This window comes from Cytobacillus sp. FSL K6-0265 (assembly GCF_038003465.1).
GTDB classification, from domain to species: domain Bacteria; phylum Bacillota; class Bacilli; order Bacillales; family Cytobacillaceae; genus Cytobacillus; species Cytobacillus stercorigallinarum.
On record NZ_JBBOPE010000001.1, the window covers coordinates 2,339,947 to 2,358,325 of the forward strand.

Annotated in this window: 14 protein-coding genes; 2 read left to right on the top strand and 12 right to left on the bottom strand. The window is 38.4% G+C overall.

Annotation, left to right across the window (positions count from 1 at the left end; all coding sequences use genetic code 11):
• Positions 1-44 precede the first annotated feature (44 nt).
• From MHH73_RS11920 to MHH73_RS11930, 3 genes are all read right to left on the bottom strand, one after another.
• Positions 45-1,400: an IS1182 family transposase gene (locus MHH73_RS11920; protein WP_341066997.1), complete on the bottom strand. Its 1,356-nt coding sequence runs from the start codon at positions 1,398-1,400 to the stop codon at positions 45-47.
• A 121-nt stretch (positions 1,401-1,521) separates the two neighbouring features.
• The gene (locus MHH73_RS11925; RefSeq protein ID WP_191814160.1) at positions 1,522-1,674 is read right to left on the bottom strand and encodes a hypothetical protein; all 153 of its coding nucleotides are present in this window, start codon (positions 1,672-1,674) and stop codon (positions 1,522-1,524) included.
• Positions 1,675-1,943: 269 nt separating this feature from the next.
• On the bottom strand, positions 1,944-4,547 hold the full coding sequence (locus MHH73_RS11930; protein WP_341067000.1) for a beta strand repeat-containing protein: 2,604 nt from the start codon (positions 4,545-4,547) through the stop codon (positions 1,944-1,946).
• 513 nt (positions 4,548-5,060) lie between these two features.
• Here MHH73_RS11930 and MHH73_RS11935 point away from each other — a divergent pair.
• Positions 5,061-6,545 (top strand): aldehyde dehydrogenase family protein, encoded by a 1,485-nt coding sequence (locus MHH73_RS11935; RefSeq protein WP_191814164.1) that lies wholly within the window; start codon positions 5,061-5,063, stop codon positions 6,543-6,545.
• Positions 6,546-6,974: 429 nt separating this feature from the next.
• On the opposite strand, the gene MHH73_RS11940 is transcribed toward MHH73_RS11935, so the two are convergent.
• From MHH73_RS11940 to MHH73_RS11970, 7 genes are all read right to left on the bottom strand, one after another.
• On the bottom strand, positions 6,975-7,730 hold the full coding sequence (locus MHH73_RS11940; protein WP_341067002.1) for a MerR family transcriptional regulator: 756 nt from the start codon (positions 7,728-7,730) through the stop codon (positions 6,975-6,977).
• A gap of 420 nt (positions 7,731-8,150) precedes the next feature.
• Positions 8,151-9,260, bottom strand: coding sequence for an ABC transporter permease (locus MHH73_RS11945; protein WP_191814167.1), 1,110 nt, complete (start codon positions 9,258-9,260; stop codon positions 8,151-8,153).
• The gene (locus tag MHH73_RS11950) at positions 9,260-10,525 is read right to left on the bottom strand and encodes an ABC transporter permease (RefSeq protein WP_191814169.1); all 1,266 of its coding nucleotides are present in this window, start codon (positions 10,523-10,525) and stop codon (positions 9,260-9,262) included. The genes MHH73_RS11945 and MHH73_RS11950 overlap by 1 nt, the downstream gene beginning before the upstream one ends.
• Positions 10,526-10,544: 19 nt before the next feature.
• Entirely contained in the window at positions 10,545-11,477 is a 933-nt protein-coding gene (locus MHH73_RS11955) for an ABC transporter ATP-binding protein (protein WP_191814171.1), read from the bottom strand.
• A 189-nt stretch (positions 11,478-11,666) separates the two neighbouring features.
• On the bottom strand, positions 11,667-12,299 hold the full coding sequence (locus tag MHH73_RS11960; RefSeq protein ID WP_191814173.1) for a response regulator: 633 nt from the start codon (positions 12,297-12,299) through the stop codon (positions 11,667-11,669).
• Positions 12,277-13,437, bottom strand: a complete 1,161-nt coding sequence (locus tag MHH73_RS11965; protein WP_191814175.1) for a sensor histidine kinase — start codon at positions 13,435-13,437, stop codon at positions 12,277-12,279. The genes MHH73_RS11960 and MHH73_RS11965 overlap by 23 nt, the downstream gene beginning before the upstream one ends.
• Positions 13,438-14,141: 704 nt before the next feature.
• Positions 14,142-14,270 (bottom strand): hypothetical protein, encoded by a 129-nt coding sequence (locus MHH73_RS11970; RefSeq protein WP_263600751.1) that lies wholly within the window; start codon positions 14,268-14,270, stop codon positions 14,142-14,144.
• 390 nt (positions 14,271-14,660) lie between these two features.
• On the opposite strand from MHH73_RS11970, the gene MHH73_RS11975 reads away from it, so the two are divergent.
• Complete coding sequence (locus MHH73_RS11975) at positions 14,661-16,283, top strand: ABC-F family ATP-binding cassette domain-containing protein (RefSeq protein WP_191814177.1); 1,623 nt, start codon at positions 14,661-14,663, stop codon at positions 16,281-16,283.
• Positions 16,284-16,372: 89 nt separating this feature from the next.
• On the opposite strand, the gene MHH73_RS11980 is transcribed toward MHH73_RS11975, so the two are convergent.
• Both MHH73_RS11980 and MHH73_RS11985 read right to left on the bottom strand, forming a co-directional pair.
• The gene (locus tag MHH73_RS11980; RefSeq protein ID WP_191814521.1) at positions 16,373-16,837 is read right to left on the bottom strand and encodes a DUF523 domain-containing protein; all 465 of its coding nucleotides are present in this window, start codon (positions 16,835-16,837) and stop codon (positions 16,373-16,375) included.
• Between the two features lie 127 nt (positions 16,838-16,964).
• The gene (locus MHH73_RS11985) at positions 16,965-18,155 is read right to left on the bottom strand and encodes a D-alanyl-D-alanine carboxypeptidase family protein (protein ID WP_191814180.1); all 1,191 of its coding nucleotides are present in this window, start codon (positions 18,153-18,155) and stop codon (positions 16,965-16,967) included.
• Between the last annotated feature and the right edge of the window lie 224 nt (positions 18,156-18,379).

The following is an 18,379-nucleotide window of genomic DNA, read 5'->3' on the forward strand; positions in this document are numbered from 1 at the left end:
TGAAGGTGGGGTTTTCTGTTATTTTAAAAGATTTTTCTTCTTTTTCAGCTTGGACATGGTCCTCGCCATGTCCAGTTTGCCAATTTTTTTAGATTCATGGCAGCGAACGTAAGCATCGCCTGCATTGAAACTTTTTTAAGACCTCTTAAGGTCGTCCAACGCATGCCATGCTTTTCTTTTGCGTCCGCAAAAACTCGTTCGATTGTTTCTTTGCGTTTCGCATATAGAGTTTTATTAAGTTCGGTATGTCTCAAATGATCTACTTCATCTATGTAATCCTGCCATACATGTCTATGAATCATTTTGGTGTGATTCTTACTTTGCGTACAACGGTCTAACAGAGGACAGTCTTTACATTCCAAAGGATTTGAAGCGTATTGCTTGTACCCGTCTCTTGTCGTCGTACGGTAAGGTAGAATTTGCCCTTCGGGACATAGATAGCAGTCAAAATGCTCATCGTAAACGTATTCGTATTTTCTAATATATCCTTCTTTCGTTCTCGGACGTGTATAAGGCATAACAGGCCTGATGTCTTGGTCCATTAAGAATTTAGCGATGTGTGGTGTTTTATATCCTGCATCAACAGCGATAGAACTGGGCTTACCGACTTTATCTGTGACTTGAGTGACGAGCTTGTCCAACATCCGACTATCGTGAACATTCCCTCCTGTGACGAGTGAACCTAAGATAAACCCCCGGGAGTCACTTGCCGTATGAAAAGAATACGCAAATAGCTTTTCGCGTTCATCTTTTACGTAATAACCACTTTCAGGATCTGTCGTGCTGACTTTTATTTCTTTTGACTCTTCTTTATTCTGTGGGGGGAAGGGCTTTTTTTCGTGTTTCTCACGGTCGATATTGATCTCGTCATCTAACTGAGCCTGATACGTTCTAGTTTCGACTCGGGCTATTTTCTTTTCAAATTTCTTCTTATTAGCATTCGCTTTAACATGAGTAGAATCAATAAACGCAACGGATGGATCCACCAATCCCTTGGTCATCGCTTCTTTCAAAATGCGGTAGAAAATTTGTTCAAATAGGTCTGTATCGTGGAAGCGTCGAGCGTAGTTTTTACCGAAGGTTGAAAAATGAGGAATCTTCTCGGTGAACCCATAACCAATAAACCATCGATAAGCCACGTTGGTTTCGATTTCCTTTATAGTTTGACGCATTGAGCGTATGCCGAAAAGGTATTGTATGAAGACCATTTTAATAAGGACGACGGGATCAATACTCGGACGACCATTGTCTAAGGAATACTTATCTTTCACCAGGTCATAAATAAATTCAAAGTCAATCGCTTGTTCAACCTTCCTAACCAGATGATCCTCTGGAACAAGTTGATCCAACGCTACCATTTCAATTTGATTTCTTCCATCCTCAACGTGTTTTGATAACATTTTATATCCCCCACATAAAATTGATTCCATTCAATTATACAAAAAAAACTTGTAGACGTGGTCTAATTCTTAGACTTTGTCTACAAGCTGAAAGAAGCTGCCTGCAAGCAGCTTCTTTAAATTAATTCTGTGATTTTTTTCTTGGAATCGCGATGTCAATACCTTCAACAACATCCCAATTTTCATCAGCATTTTCCAAATCACCATTTAGCAAGGATAGATTCTCATAAAGATTTTTGGATTCACTTAAAGGCATATCCTCATATTCTTTCAAATCTTTTATCCTCCCTTCATGTAGTTCTATTGTGTTCAAATATCACTGTTTCATACACTTTCTTAGGCATTTATGTACTTAAGCAATTTAAAAAGTGTATGGGTTTCAATCTGAGGTTAAAAATTTTTTATGTAGTAGAAACATTCAAAAAGGATTGAGATCATACAGAGGTACTTAAAATAAAAAAGCAGCCATCTAGACTGCTTCGCATTTTTTCTTTATATCTGATGTTGACATAATCATTTGAAGGATAGCTTTTAATACATTTGTTATGGAAAGCGTATGGCGTTAATATCAACATTTAATGCACTTGATGAGGTAACATTTGCTGCTACTGTATAAGCGATTCTAATTTCATATGTTGCAGTTCCAGTGGTAGCAGCAGTATTTACATTAGTGGATGCAACAGGAAATCTTGATGTACCTGCCGAACTGACACTTCTTTGAACAGAACGAGTATCAAGTAAAGTTCCATTAAGATATAGCCTAATTTGAAAGGTGAAATTAGAATTGGCCGTCGTAATTACATCAATTGATGCCGCGTAGTCAATTTTAATGTTTTGAGCAACTGTTGTTGGTACATTTAACGTAGCCACTGTCGTTTCAGTTCCATTAGTTGTTAGCGCAACGGGACCAGCTACTTCCGTAAAAAATAATTGAGACCCAGTTCCTGTGGCTCCTGTTGGTCCGGTTACTCCGGTCGATCCAGTATTTCCTGTGGCTCCTGTAGCCCCTGTTAACCCAGTCGAGCCTGTTGCTCCGGTTATTCCTGTCGGACCTGTTGTTCCTGTGGCTCCGGTTACTCCCGTCAATCCTGTATTTCCTGTTACTCCTATAGCCCCTGTTACACCGATTGAGCCTGTGGCTCCGGTTATTCCTGTCGGGCCTGTGGATCCTGTGACACCAGTTACTCCGGTCAAGCCTGTATTTCCTGTGGCTCCTGTGGCACCGGTTACACCGGTCAAGCCTGTATTTCCTGTGGCTCCTGTGACACCGATTGAGCCTGTTACTCCAGTTATTCCTGTCAGGCCTGTTGTTCCTGTGACACCAGTTATTCCGGTCAAGCCTGTATTTCCTGTGGCTCCCGTAGCTCCTGTTACTCCGGTCAAGCCTGTGGCTCCGGTTATTCCTGTCGAGCCTATGGATCCTGTGGCACCCGTTACTCCGGTCAATCCTGTAATTCCTGTGACTCCTGTAGCCCCTGTTAACCCAGTCGAGCCTGTTACTCCTGTCGGACCTGTTGTTCCTGTGGCTCCCGTAGCTCCTGCTCCACCGGTCGAGCCTGTTGCACCCGTTACTCCTGTCGGGCCTGTTGTTCCTGTGGCTCCCGTAGCTCCTGCTCCACCGGTCGAGCCTGTTGCACCCGTTACTCCTGTCGGGCCTGTTGTTCCTGTTGCACCCGTTACTCCGGTCAAGCCTGTATTTCCTATGGCTCCTGTTACACCGATTGAGCCTGTGGATCCGGTTACTCCTGTCGGACCTATTGTTCCTGTGGCTCCAGTTACTCCAGTCAATCCTGTATTTCCTGTGACTCCCGTGGATCCTGTTGCACCCGTTACTCCTATCGGGCCTGTTGTTCCTGTGGCACCGGTTACTCCGGTCAAGCCTGTATTTCCTGTGACTCCTGTAGCCCCTGTTAACCCAGTCGAGCCTGTTACTCCTGTCGGACCTGTTGTTCCTGTGGCTCCTGTTACCCCGATTGAGCCTGTTACTCCAGTTATTCCTGTCGGGCCTGTTGTTCCTGTGACACCGGTTAATCCGGTCAAGCCTGTATTTCCTGCTACTCCCGTGGCTCCTGTTACACCGGTCGAGCCTGTTGCACCCGTGACTCCTGTCGGGCCTGTAGATCCTGTGGCTCCAGTTTCTCCGGTCAATCCTGTATTTCCTGTGGCTCCCGTGGATCCTGTTACACCGATTGAGCCTGTGGATCCGGTTACTCCTGTCGGACCTATTGTTCCTGTAGCTCCAGTTTCTCCGGTCAATCCTGTATTTCCTGTCACTCCCGTGGATCCTGTTACCCCCATCGAGCCTGTTGCACCCGTGACTCCTGTCGGGCCTGTTGTTCCTGTGGCTCCAGTTTCTCCGGTCAATCCTGTATTTCCTGTCACTCCCGTGGATCCTGTTACACCGATTGAGCCTGTGGCTCCGGTTACTCCTGTCGGACCTATTGTTCCTGTGGCTCCAGTTTCTCCGGTCAATCCTGTATTTCCTGTGGCTCCCGTAACTCCTGTTACACCAATTGAGCCTGTGGCTCCGGTTACTCCTGTTGGGCCTGTAGATCCTGTGGCTCCAGTTTCTCCAGTCAATCCTGTATTTCCTGTGACTCCCGTAGATCCTGTTACCCCCATCGAGCCTGTGGCTCCGGTTATTCCTGTCGGGCCTGTGGACCCTGTAGCACCAGTTACTCCGGTCAATCCTGTAATTCCACTAGCTATCGCATTAAAACTCTCTGGACCCACACGCGTTACATCTGTATCAACTGCACCAGTAATATTACGCACAAAGGCAGTATATATTAAAAACCCAGAACCTTTGGGGACATTGTAATCAGAAGCTGAAAATGCGTACTCTTGAGGACCGAACTCAGAGCCATTAAGAACAATAGTCTTGATACCAGTAAAAATTGTATTAACATTAGGATTAGTCCCGCGAACAATTTTAATTTCTACAAAATTTGTAGAAGTACTAGCTGTTGGACTTAGTTTTAAAGTGATAATACCGTCAAATTGAACACGAATGTTTGAAGTGGGTATGGCTTCACTAACATTAAGGCCAACTTGTCCCCAAATTTGGTAAACAGACGAAGTGGGAATGTTTATAGAATTTGCATAAGAAGCATTTTGAGATATTATTCCATCAAAGAATTCCGGCATACGTTTTCACTTTCCTTTTTATAAAGAATACAAGCGAAATTTAATTTAAATTAACTTTCAAATTAATTTATGAAATATGAAACAAAAGCGGAACGGCACATTTATTTATCCTTGAATAAACCGGGATTATATAAAAAACTTTGTCACATTTTATTAAAGATGCTGGGAATAAACGAATAAAATTCGACAAAAAACTATGAAAATAGTAATAATGATAGCCTTTTCCTGAATGCCTTTGAGTTGGATTGTTTTATTCAGCTTCAGGATTAATGCCTGTCAACCGTACATGTATTTAAATTAACTCCGATGTTAAAACTTTTACATGAAGCTGTATGATAAAGGGCTGCTTTCTAATATTTATTAAATGTATATGTCGAATATAGACGGAAAATTATAAATCTTCTTAGTTGATTTATAATTTTAAAAAATGATACTATATTCATGTAAACGGTTTCTACGCTTAACAATTCCAGCCATGAGAGTACATAGACACTATTTTTAAGGAGGAATTCGATGAGTCAGTTAACTGTAAGTGTGAAAGAAAAGGTGGAAAAATTTTTAAGTGGGAAGAAAAAGCTGTATATTAATGGGGAGTTTGTCGAAAGCAAATCAGGCAAAACATTCGAATCATTTAACCCAGCAACAGGTGAAGTACTCGCCCATGTATATGAAGCTGACAAAGAAGACATTGATTTAGCGGTTAAAGCAGCTCGCGAGGCATTTGATAATGGTAAATGGTCAAAGATCTCTGCTGCACAACGCAGTCGCCTTCTCTATAAACTGGCCGACTTAATGGAAGAGAATAGTGAAGAATTAGCACAATTAGAAACCTTAGATAACGGAAAACCTATAAGAGAAACAACATATGGAGATATCCCACTAGCTGTTGAGCATATACGTTACTATGCTGGCTGGTCAACAAAAATCGTAGGCCAAACAATTCCAGTAAGCGGTCCATTCTTTAACTATACAAGACATGAACCAGTTGGAGTAGTTGGACAAATCATCCCATGGAATTTCCCATTATTAATGGCTATGTGGAAAATCGGTGCAGCTCTAGCTAGCGGTTGTACGGTTGTATTAAAGCCAGCTGAGCAAACTCCTTTATCCGCTCTCTATCTAGCAGAACTTATCGAAGAAGCCGGATTCCCTAAAGGTGTCATAAATATTGTTCCTGGATTTGGTGAAACAGCAGGCAGTCCATTAGTAGATCATCCATTAGTCGACAAAATTGCTTTTACTGGCTCTACTGAAGTCGGTAAATCGATTATGTCCAGTGCTTCTAAAACATTAAAAAGAGTAACGTTAGAGCTTGGCGGTAAATCACCTAATATTATCTTACCAGATGCCGATCTTTCAAAAGCAATCCCAGGGGCTTTAAATGGTGTTATGTTTAACCAAGGTCAAGTATGCTGTGCCGGGTCTCGTGTGTTTATTCAGAAGAAACAATTTGATAATGTAGTTGCTGATATGGCAAGCCATGCTAAGAATATCAAACAAGGAGCAGGTATTCACGCTGACACAGAAATCGGACCACTCGTGTCGACTGAACAACAAAAACGCGTACTTGGTTATATTGAAAAAGGTGTGAGTGAAGGTGCAGAGCTTGTCGTAGGAGGAACGAAACCACAGGATGATGGCTATTTTGTTTCACCAACGATCTTTGCTAATGTGCAAGATAACATGACAATTGCTAAGGAAGAGATATTCGGTCCGGTTATCTCCGCCATGCCGTATGAGGATTTGGATGAACTAATTGATCGGGCTAATCACTCAGAATATGGTTTGGCTGCAGGAGTATGGACACGAGATGTAGCAAATGCTCATTATATTGCTAATAAACTTCGAGCAGGTACCGTTTGGGTTAACTGCTATAATGCTTTTGATGCTGCTTCACCATTTGGTGGCTACAAACAGTCTGGTATCGGTCGTGAAATGGGTTCCTATGCTCTTGATAATTATACTGAAGTGAAAAGCGTCTGGATTTCAATGAAATAAATAGAATAAAAAAGAGGCCGGAACAAAACCATCCTCTAAATGAAAAAGCCGTTGAAATTTAGTGATTGTAAAATTTCAACGGCGTTGTTTGTTTGTCTTCTAAAATAAGGGCAAACTTCTGATAAAACACCAAATAAAATCAAAAAGAAGGGCCTTATGTTTAAATTACCATCAAATGATCAAGAGGGAATCGATGTGGAGCCAGTTTTTGGATTTTAGAAGGCTAATTTACGTTTCACTCGATTTTCCGTCCGCAAGAAAAACAAAAGTTTAAAATGAAATGGGTCTCGAGTTAATCGGCAGTGCATTTCAGAAAATACACGACCAATACCTAGGAGTGAGAAGAACTAACAGAAAAAGGTGAATTTGAGTTCCCTCAAAATTCACCTTTTTTCATTAATTGAAGGTAGTTTTGTCCCAGCCTTTTGTTTACGCGTATGCTAAAATGCTGTCTCTTAATAGTCGAGCTGCTCCAACACCTGCTTTTTCATCGTAATACTGAGTAAATCTCTCATCAGCTATATACATTTCTGCCAAACCTTTATGTGCCTCAGATGAATACGTCGACCAGCTATATTGTAACCATTCTTTGTGTAGCATCACGATTTGCTTTGCATCTTCCATTTGTTGATCCGTTTGTTGATTGAATTGTTTCAGTCTTTCAATCAGTTTCCTCTCTACCTCTTGCATTTCTTTATAACTTTCTTCAGACATTTGCATCCAAGATTTATTTGCTTCATCTACAGTTTCCGTTCCGTATTTTTCGCGAATCTCTTCTCCGAACATGCTTTCGTTTTCTTCTACTCTCTTCTTTTTGAATGCTGCAAATTTCTCTTCGTTACTCATTTCTATCTCTCCTTTATGATAAGCAATCGTATGTTCAACTGCTTTAATTAGGCTGTCAATATGATGCCTCTTTTCAACTAATGCATCATAATGCGTGTGCAATATACTTTGTATCGATTGATTTTCAGAAGCTAATATTTTTTGTATGTCAGACAACTTGAAGTTTAATTCCCTATAGAACAAGATTTGTTGCAATCGATCAACTTCAACTGTTGAATAAAATCGATAACCCGCTTCATTGATTTTTGCCGGCTCAAGTAAATGAATTTCATCATAATATCTTAATGTACGCGTACTTACACCAGACATTTGTGCCATTTGTTTAATTGAATAGAGCATCACTTCACCTCCTAATCACTACAATAAAGGTTTACGTTGCGTAAAGGTCAAGAAAGAATTCAAAAAAAATTTTTTCAACCAAGACTATTCAGCCGTCACTTACTTCAACCATACTCTGTTAGCTTTATCCATATAATCACCAATTTTTCCAATTTACTTTCATTTAATGTATAACGAAGAAGCTTGAGCATCCTTAAATCCAGCTTCACTCAAATTTCGGTGAATAGATACAGGTTGTGTGTCGCCTCTTGAATCGGAAATGATGTAGGAGCAGAAGCAGGTTTTATTATTGCTTTAAATGTGAAAAAGATTATTCTATCAATACGAAAGTTTTAATGATTGGGAATGTAAGATGCGGAACGTGAAATTAACCGAAGATAAACTTAAAGGTTGGGAGATTGATCTCTCCCGACCTTCCATTCACTTCGTCCTTCTTTCGACCAAATTCACGCCAACTCCCATACAAATCACGCCAATTAACAACATGAGCACCAAAGGCAATGTAACCTCATTCCATCCTGCATCAAAAAGTGCTATATCCATCAGGGCTTCCATCGCATGAACGAGTGGAAATAAATCTGCAATGAACAAAAGAACAGGGTTGCTAATCAGACCAGGAGGCATGTAAACACCGCTTATGACCGGTACAATTGGTATAATAGACGGGAAAATCATATTAAACTGTTCCGGTGTTTTGATAAATCCAGTAAATAACATGGCCAAACTCACCATACTGAGTGTAAAGACAGCTGAGACAGTAAGTAACATGCCAAAGTTATGACCTAGATTATAGTCCATCACATAATTAAAAATCACTAACACAATACAAATCTGTATAAATCCGATAAAAAAGCTGTAAAATAGGTGGCCTGCATACATCGCCGTTTTGCTGACAGGAGAGAGAATCATTCGATCCCATACACCACTTATTTTATCCGAAGTAACGCCATTCACTTTAAATCCAATTGTAAACATGGCCAAAAATAGGGTGAATCCAAACAATAGTTGGAGCTGCATATTATATTCTGGCACTTCTCCATCCTCAATGGATTCCGTTTGCATTTGTAATGGAGCATCTTCCAGATAACCACCTATTTGCTTCCGTGTAGCTTCAATGTCCTCTGATCCAGATGCAGCTTCCAGCTGGGCCTCTTGTGTAAATACAGTGTGAACATAGTCTTCCACTAATTGGACAGCCTGCGTATTGGAAGCTGCAATAATCTGATAATCACTTTCAGATAACCGAATCGCAGCTTCACTATTTCCTTCTTCCACATCTGCATGAGCCTCTGATTCATCTGTAATAACAAAAACATAATCTTGATTTGCATTTAATAAAGGTTCCCATTTTTCTTCCACCTCACTGCTGTTGAAGTCACTGCTGAAGATAGGGATAGTTGTTTGTGTTTGTTCATTATTATTCACATACGTGAAAATATACGTAAAAAGAATGCTTCCTAAGGTCAATAGAATGACTAACCAGGGGCTTCTGATATCCTTCTTTAATTGTGCCTTCACTACTGGAAACATTACGATTTCCCCCTTTCAGGAAACAGGAGTATTCCAATAACTAAAAATCCAATGAAAAAGCCGAATTGTTTCATCAACGGTACTGCAAAAGAAATCGCATTCCCATTTTGCGAAAATTCCGTAAATAAATCTATGACTACCCCTGTCGGCGTCCATTGACTCAATGCCTGCACCCATTCCGGGAACTGTTCCAACGAGAAAAAATTTCCTCCTAACGCAGCAAATCCCATAACGACCATAGTAAAAAGCCCATTCGCTGTATTTATGTTATGCATTCTTATCGTCAGAGAAGTGAAAATAGCAGATAACCCGGAAATAGATAATGAGAAAAACGTGACAATTACAATGATACCTAACCAAAATTCTGTTGATTTTTCGGGGAAGATTCCCAACATGAGATCAGTTACAACAAACACAAGCATTAATTGAATCCAGGCCATACAGAAAGTAGAAATTACTTTACCCATTAAATACGAAAATGGGCGGCTGTTCGTTAATAAAATTCGATTGAAAACACGCTCTCTTTTCTCCGTTACCGTCTTTGCTGCAACTGTCGCAGCAATAAATAGCGCAAATAGTGAGCTCATCCCAATCGTGTAATATTGGGCAAGTTCTATTTCAACCGCATTTTCTTTGATTACTTCTCTTCCGCCTTGCGGTAATGCGGGTTCTGATCCTTCCTCTCCTCCTGTCACCGCACTAAGCGCAAATTGAAAATTGAGTGCCTCCATATAATTATCGATCACACCAGCTAAGATATCTGTTTCTAATGAATGTTCTTCTATTTGAAAACGAATGGGTGTTTCTACAGGTTCATCCAGCATTACTTTCCCTAACACATCATACGTAAACCCTTCTGGAATTTTAATGATGGCATCCAATTCGCCGTTTTCGATCTGTTTTTGCGCTTCCTCTTCATTCATCTCAATAGTATGGATCCAGGAACTCAATTCTGGATCTTCAAAAAGCTTTACCATTATCCCAATCGGCGACAAGGTTTCAGCCTGTTCCATCATTGCATCTATTTCTATTTCTCGTAAATCCATCTCCAGTAACGCTTCTTCAAATTGCTTAAGACCGGTAGCTTTATCATCTTCCAGTATCAAACCAACCCTTAAATCCATTTCGCCAGCATCTTTAACCGATATTCCGGAGAAAGCAACATGCAGCACGACAAGGATGAGTATTGGCGCCAGTAAAGAAATGAGTACTTCTTTACGATCCCGCCAAAAAACCAATAAATCTTTTTTAATAAAAGAGAACATTTTGCTATTCTTCCTCCTCTTAATCTCTTAATGTCCGGCCGGTTATGTGCAAGAATACATCTTCAAGACTTGGCGTTTCCATTTGAAAATTCGTTAATAAAATGCCTTCACTTTCAACAGCGTGTATCAAATCACTTAGGATACTGCTTCCTTTCTTAGAGATAATCCGTAAACTTTTATCTGTTGCATCTACACGACGTATGTTCTTAATAGATTTTACTTTTTCCACTACCGTATCACTCATCTCGCTCAAAGTGACTTGAATCATATCTTCAGTGGATAATATGCTTAATAACTCTTCCTTACTTCCTGAAGCCACCACTTTCCCATGATCCATAATGTAGACTCGTTTGCATAATTGCTCGACTTCCTCCATGTAGTGACTCGTATAAAGCACCGTCGTTCCATTTTCTTCATTAAGCTTACGTACAGTTTCAAGAATATGGTTTCTTGATTGTGGATCAATCCCTACAGTCGGTTCATCCAAAATAAGAATTTTTGGATCATGCAACAAAGCAGCTGCAATATTAACCCGTCTTTTCATCCCACCGGAGAATGTTTTTACCAACTCTTTTTGAGGTTTTTTCAATCCAACCATCTCAAGAATTTCCTGGATACGTTGTTCTAAAATGGTCTTTTTGACGTTATAAATTTCACCAAAGAACTTCAAATTCTCATAAGCCGAAAGTTCTTCATATAATGCAATCTCCTGGGGAACAACACCAAGAATCCTTCTTATTTCTGCGGGGTTTTTAATTGTACTTTTTCCATTTAGTTTCACATCTCCGGCAGTCGGTTTAAGTAAAGAAGAAATCATGGAAATTGTAGTAGACTTGCCAGCTCCATTCGGACCAAGCAAACCAATAGATTCTCCCTCATCTATATAAAGATCAATTTCATCAACTGCTTTTTTTCCTTTAAACGTTTTGCTTAATTTGACCGTTTCAATCATATCCACTCACTCCTGTATTAGTTGATAACACAGAAAAACTTGACACATCACTCGTTTTTCTATATTTTTCATCCTTGCCTCACAATGTAAAATATACATAAAAAAAAACAGTGCCACCACTGTCTCTAGTCATTTTCAACATCATTCGGAATTACTTTAGTCATTTTAATTTTTCGCCTATGTAGTTAATCAGACAAGATTATGGCGAATCGAGTAAATAGCAAGTTGTGTCCGGTCTCTTAAATCTAATTTATGTAAAATTTGACTCGTATTGTTTTTCACAGTTCCTACTGATAAACCTAATCGCTCTGCAATTTCATGATTGTTAAGCCCTTCACCGATACAAGTTAAAATAGCACGATCACGCGGAGTCAGAGATGGATCTGGACTTTTATCTTCCTGTCGCTGGAGAAGAAGAGGCATCACTTTGGCGGCAACTTGATCTTCCACACTCAGTCCGCCTTTTAAGGCACTACGGATGGAGCGAATCAAAGAATCGGTATCCGCATCTTTTAAGATATAACCACTCACACCTATTTTTAATGCTTCCATCACATACTCATTATTATCAAATGTTGTTAACATTAAAACTTTAGATGTGTTCCAGCGGGTTTGTATAATTTTTGCTGCTTCAATTCCGTCCATAACAGGCATTCGAATGTCTAAAATCACTACATCAAATACGTGTTGTTCACAGAGGTGGATAGCTTCCTTCCCATTACTTGCTTCTCCGACTACCTTCATTTCCTTATCTGTTTCAATCATCATCTTTAACCCCTGCCGCACCATCACCTGATCTTCAACCAATAGTATCCGTATCATCATTTCCCTCCTGATCTGTTATTTTTATAAAACCCCTGACAATGAATTGCTCTTCCGTTTTATGTACTTCTAATTTCCCGCCAATTTTTTCTAGTCTTTCCCGCATAGAGATCAGTCCGAACCCTTCCTTATATCGATAATTATTTATTACGGGATTGCTGATTTCAAAACGAAAAACACTGCCCCCTGGAGCTTCAAACGAAACCTCAGCCTCTCTGGCATTACTATGTTTCATTATATTCGTCAATGCTTCCTGTACAGAACGAAAAATGACGAAAGACTGTTCACCTGTAAGCGGCACTGTAAAAGCCCCGTGCTTGACAGAAAAATGAATCCGGATAAAGCTTTCTGTTTCCAGCTTACGGATTAATCGTAAAATACCCTGAAGTCCTCCAACTTCATTGGTTTTAAGCACTTTTACAGCATTTCGCGTTTCCTCAAGACTTTCACTTGCAAGTGTCTTTAAAGATTGAATCTGCTTCTTATCTTTTTCATTTGCCGTTATCCTCAAAACTTCTATTTGCATAAGGAGCGCAGTAAGTTTGTGACCAACAGAATCATGAATCTCATGTCCAATCAGTGTACGTTCTTCCTGCCTTGCTGACTCTTCCTCCGAGGCAATCCCCCTTTTTAATCTCCTATATTCACTGAGTAAGGCATCATACCTGAGGAAAAAATCATCCTTCGCGTTCTTTGTTTGCTTAAAAAGAATGAGTGCGGCAATGAGGCAAGCAAAATACGTCAAGATAAAACTAATAACAGATACGGAAAGCTCTGTATTTAAAATGATAGAGATCATTCCTACAACAGAAACGACTACAACCATACTAGCTAGGCGAGTTGACAATTGATAAAAGGCCTCTGCAATTAACAAGGATAAAATCAACAATAGAAACGGATTAAATCCTTCCCCTTGCTGCGGGAATAATGTAATGACCGAAGCTAATGCATTAATAGCAATTATAATGGTGGAAACGACTGGCTTTTCCTTAACAAGCGGCATGAGAAAAAAGAGAATAAAAAACACCGACAAACCAAGCAGTCGCCATGTTATTTCTGACGCACCACCTGCAAAATATAGAATAGCAAAACTCCAAACGACTGTATTAAATAAGAACCATATCCAGTATAACTTCATACATATTTTCCCTTTCCTTCTACTGAATATATCGTACCAAATAGGGTTTGGGATGACAATGGGAAATGTATTTCTGGGAAGGAGAGTGTTTTTTCAGGAGAAAGTTAGTCATTACATCATTTTGTGGAATTTATTGCAATAGAATTTTAAGCTGTCGCTAAGCTTTCCTCTAAGGTTTAAATGGTTCTAGAAACGACAATGTATTTTTTAGTGACATGGAAGCTATAAACTCGAGTAATTATTTTATCAAACTGTTTGAACTTACCACTGTAAAACAGAGTATTATCATATTAAAAGACCAGTCAAATAATGTGGAATAAGGGAAAGGATTGTTTTTGAGTTTGTTCTTTAGGTTTATTTATTGTATTAATGCTTACCAAGTCCAATAGTGCTTTGATAATAGGCGCTGTAATCAAAATTAAGTCTTATTCTTATTTTCATTATTATATATTTGATAGAAAAGAGGTAACTAATCGTGCAGTTTACTTGAATAAGAAGATGTCTTTTTAGTATCTCCTTCACATTCAGCTTGAAATTTGTACAGCCTGCAAAATTCCCGCAAGGTTGTCTGTATCCCATGTAAATTTTGCATTTACTTATGAAAAAGTTTACTTTACCATTCATTTACCCCCAAATTTCTAAAAAAAAGAGAGGTGAATAACTCACCTCTCTAAAATAATCATATGTAGTAGCCCTGCTTTTGCTTAATTAGAAGCAGATGGCATTGGTTTACATGGCTGAATGGTTAATAATGATCTTGGTTTTGTAAGGCTCACTTTAATACCAGCTTTTTTTAAACGGTTCACTAAATCTACGATCTGTGTTTTCTCCATTTATAAAACTCCTTTTTTCCTGCCTTTATACTTTATATATTAAGGGATAATTATGAAAAAACTATGAACAATCCTTTATTTTTTTCCTTCTTTTATAACTTTTTTGTGAAAAAAGTATAATAGAATCATGATTTTGTTGGATAAACAGAAAACTGGCTTGTATGTATTGTCCAAACTTATCGTATTGTCTATTTTATCATTACTTACCCTTTTAGAATTATGACAAAACCTCAACATTTTCATTTCAACCACATATATTTATATTCGCTTTAAAGTGGTAAACCCCTCTATTTTTTCGTGTTTTTTCAAATAAATATGATCTAGATTAACACTGTGACTTAAGTTAATGTTATAATTTTATCGATTATGATGCATGGAGGAATATAATTAATGCTAACTGTTACAAACGTAGGTCTCCGTTATGGCGACCGCAAATTATTTGAAGATGTGAATATTAAGTTTACACCTGGCAATTGCTATGGTTTAATTGGCGCAAATGGTGCGGGTAAATCCACCTTTTTAAAAATTTTATCTGGCGAAATTGAATCACAGTCCGGAAATGTTAGCTTAGGTCCAGGAGAACGGCTTGCAGTCTTAAAACAAGACCACTTTGAATATGAAGAATATGAAGTATTAAAAGTGGTGATTATGGGTCATGCACGCCTATATGAAGTGATGCAAGAAAAAGATGCTATTTACATGAAAGCCGATTTCTCAGATGAAGATGGTATGAGAGCTGCCGAATTAGAAGGTGAGTTTGCTGAGTTAAATGGTTGGGAAGCAGAATCAGAAGCGGCTATTTTACTTAAAGGTCTCGGCATTCCAGAAGAGTTGCATACGAAGAAAATGGCTGATTTATCTGGTGGAGACAAAGTAAAAGTATTACTTGCTCAAGCATTGTTCGGAAAACCCGATGTTTTATTACTAGATGAACCGACGAACCACTTGGATATTAAAGCAATTGCTTGGCTCGAGGAGTTTTTAATTAACTTTGAAAACACCGTCATCGTTGTATCTCATGACCGTCATTTCTTAAATAAAGTTTGTACTCATATTGCTGACTTAGACTTCGGTAAAATTCAAATTTATGTCGGTAACTATGATTTCTGGTATGAATCAAGTCAATTAGCACAAAGAATGGCGCAAGATGCTAACAAGAAAAAAGAAGAAAAAATTAAAGAACTACAAAACTTTATTGCTCGCTTTAGTGCCAATGCGTCAAAATCTAAGCAGGCTACATCAAGAAAGAAATTGCTTGATAAAATCTCTTTAGATGATATTAGACCGTCATCAAGACGATATCCTTATGTAGGCTTCTCTCCTGAACGTGAAATAGGAAACGACCTATTAAGAGTGGACGGATTATCGAAAACAATTGACGGTGTGAAAGTACTCGATAATGTCAGCTTTATTATGAATAAAGATGATAAAATTGCGCTTGTTGGGGCGAATGAACTTGCTAAAACCACTTTATTTAAAATTCTGATGGGTGAAATGGACCCAGATGAAGGCTCATTTAAATGGGGAGTAACAACTTCTCAAGCTTATTTTCCAAAGGATAACTCAAATTTCTTTGAAAATAGTGAGCTGAATTTAGTTGAATGGCTTCGTCAATATTCTCCTGAAGATGAAAGTGAAAGCTTCCTTCGTGGCTTTTTAGGTCGTATGCTCTTCTCAGGTGAAGAAGTATTAAAGAAAGCAAGCGTGCTTTCAGGTGGAGAAAAAGTTCGCTGTATGCTATCAAAAATGATGCTCAGTGGGTCAAACGTTCTTCTACTTGACGAACCGACGAACCATTTAGACTTAGAATCCATTACCGCTTTAAATAATGGTTTGATTGCCTTTAAAGGTTCGATGATTTTTGCATCACATGACCATCAATTTATCCAAACGATTGCTAACCGAATTATTGAAATCACACCAAATGGAATCGTAGATAAACAAGTAACTTATGATGAATACCTTGAAAACGATGAGCTACAAAAGCAAATCGCCACAATGTATCAAGGATAATAGTATGGAGCTGGAGGTCAAGTATGGCCACCAGCTTCTTTAAATTGATAGGTAAAGACGAATTTACCTGAGCGTTCTCAAGTTTTTATCTAAAAACCCATCGTGTGTTCATCCAAGTTGCTTTCCGAAATGACTTGAAAACCATTTCTTCTCAATAGGGCTGTTGTGACACCCATACCTAATATTTGTTCCCCTTTAAATTCTCCATTGTAAATAATTGAACTACCACATGATGGACTATTTACCTTAAGAATAATGGTATTTGCTCGCAACTCTTGGGCTTTCTTTAAAGTAGCATATGCTCCGTTGATATATTGTTTTGTAACATCCTTACCTGACTTTTCAACAACTCTTGCTTTTCCGTCCAATACATCTTCCCCATCACCACCCACGATCTCAGCTGGCTCTCTTGGCGTCATAAAACCTCCGAGTAGTTCCGGACAAACAGTCATTGCTTGATTCTCTAATAAAAGGTTCTGGATTCTTTCATCTAAACTATTTGATCCATTATATCTTACATTCATTCCTGCCAAACATGCACTTACTAATATCATCAATTCACCACCACCAACTATTTTTCCATACTTTCCTATTGGCAATTGTAACCACATTCAAACTTTGCAGTTATTTAAACATTTATATACATGCATAAAAGCACAGTAAAGTTACTGTGCTTCCTTGCTACCATCTCCTATTAGGAATATCATAGCGGTTCCGTTTCCTTTTTTTGTTTATAAATAAGAAAAGCATGATTAAAATGATGGCACCTATGCCAATTACTATATAGAAAAAAAGGCTCGTATTTTCCTTCTCAGTATAATCACTAGCTTCATTTATCGTATGATGATTCGCTACTTCTTGTTTAAGCTGTTCTCTTTCCAAATTAATTTTTTGTATCACTTTATCATTATGATCAACGATTTCTAATACACCCTGATTATTTAAGTTTTCTTTAAATCCCTCAATCGGTAAAGTTACCTTGTAGCTATTTTCTGTCGGTTGAAACACTTTTTCACCAACAAAATATTCTGGTTCAGGTACAAGTTCTTTGTTTTCATAATGAGAGAAACTGTAATCAAATATGGTTTTCGTGTCTTTATAAATATCACGTTTAAAATCTGCTTTCATCACAATTGCTGTTAATGTCAATTTCCCATTATCTGCTGTGGATGCGAGTGTTTGTTTAGATTCACTAACAAAACCCGTCTTCCCGCCAGTAATCCATTCATAGGGTCTTTGTCCGGTTAAAAGTTGATGATGGCTAAGTAGTGTCGTATCCCAAGATTCACCATCCCATTTTAATTCTACAGTGCCAAAAACTTCAGCGAAGGTCGCGTTTCTCATAGCATAATTTGTAATGATTGCCATATCTTTTGCCGTTGTATAATGCTCTTCAGAAAATAATCCGTGCGGGTTTGTAAAATGAGTCTCGGTCACTTTTATTTCGTTTCGCATGTAAGCATTCAATTTTTTCGCAAAATTCTCTTCGTTACCTTCCAAATGAATGGCAATGGCCTTAGCTGCATCATTTCCTGAGTTAATGAGCATACCTTGAACGAGCTTTTTTAAAGTTACCTGCTCGCCTTCTTCTAAGTATACCTTTGTCCCCTCAACATCTACTGCTTCTTTAGAAATTGTTACAACATCATTTAAATTTCCATTTTCAATTGCATAAATAGCGGTTGCAATTTTTGTTAAACTTGCTGGATACATTTTTGTGTTTGCATTTTTTTCATACAATATAGCGCCCGTTTCTGTTTCCATAACAATCGCCGTTTCACTTACAATTTCTGGTTCATCATCCTTAGCAAATGCTGTTTGTGTACCTAATAACATGAGGAATAGGAAGATGATTATCCATTTTTTCTTCATTCATCCACTTCCATTTCTAGTGCTTTTACCCTATTGAATTGTATCAAAAAAATTGTACGTAAAGATAGATGATAACAAATTGTTACATAATTGAAAGAAGATTGTCGTATTTTGCAATAAATTATCTATTTGTGTTGCTACAGGATTAGACTAAACATCCTAGATTTTTCGCATAAAAAAGAGCATCCTCTTATTTAGATGCCCTAATTTACTAATTATATGAT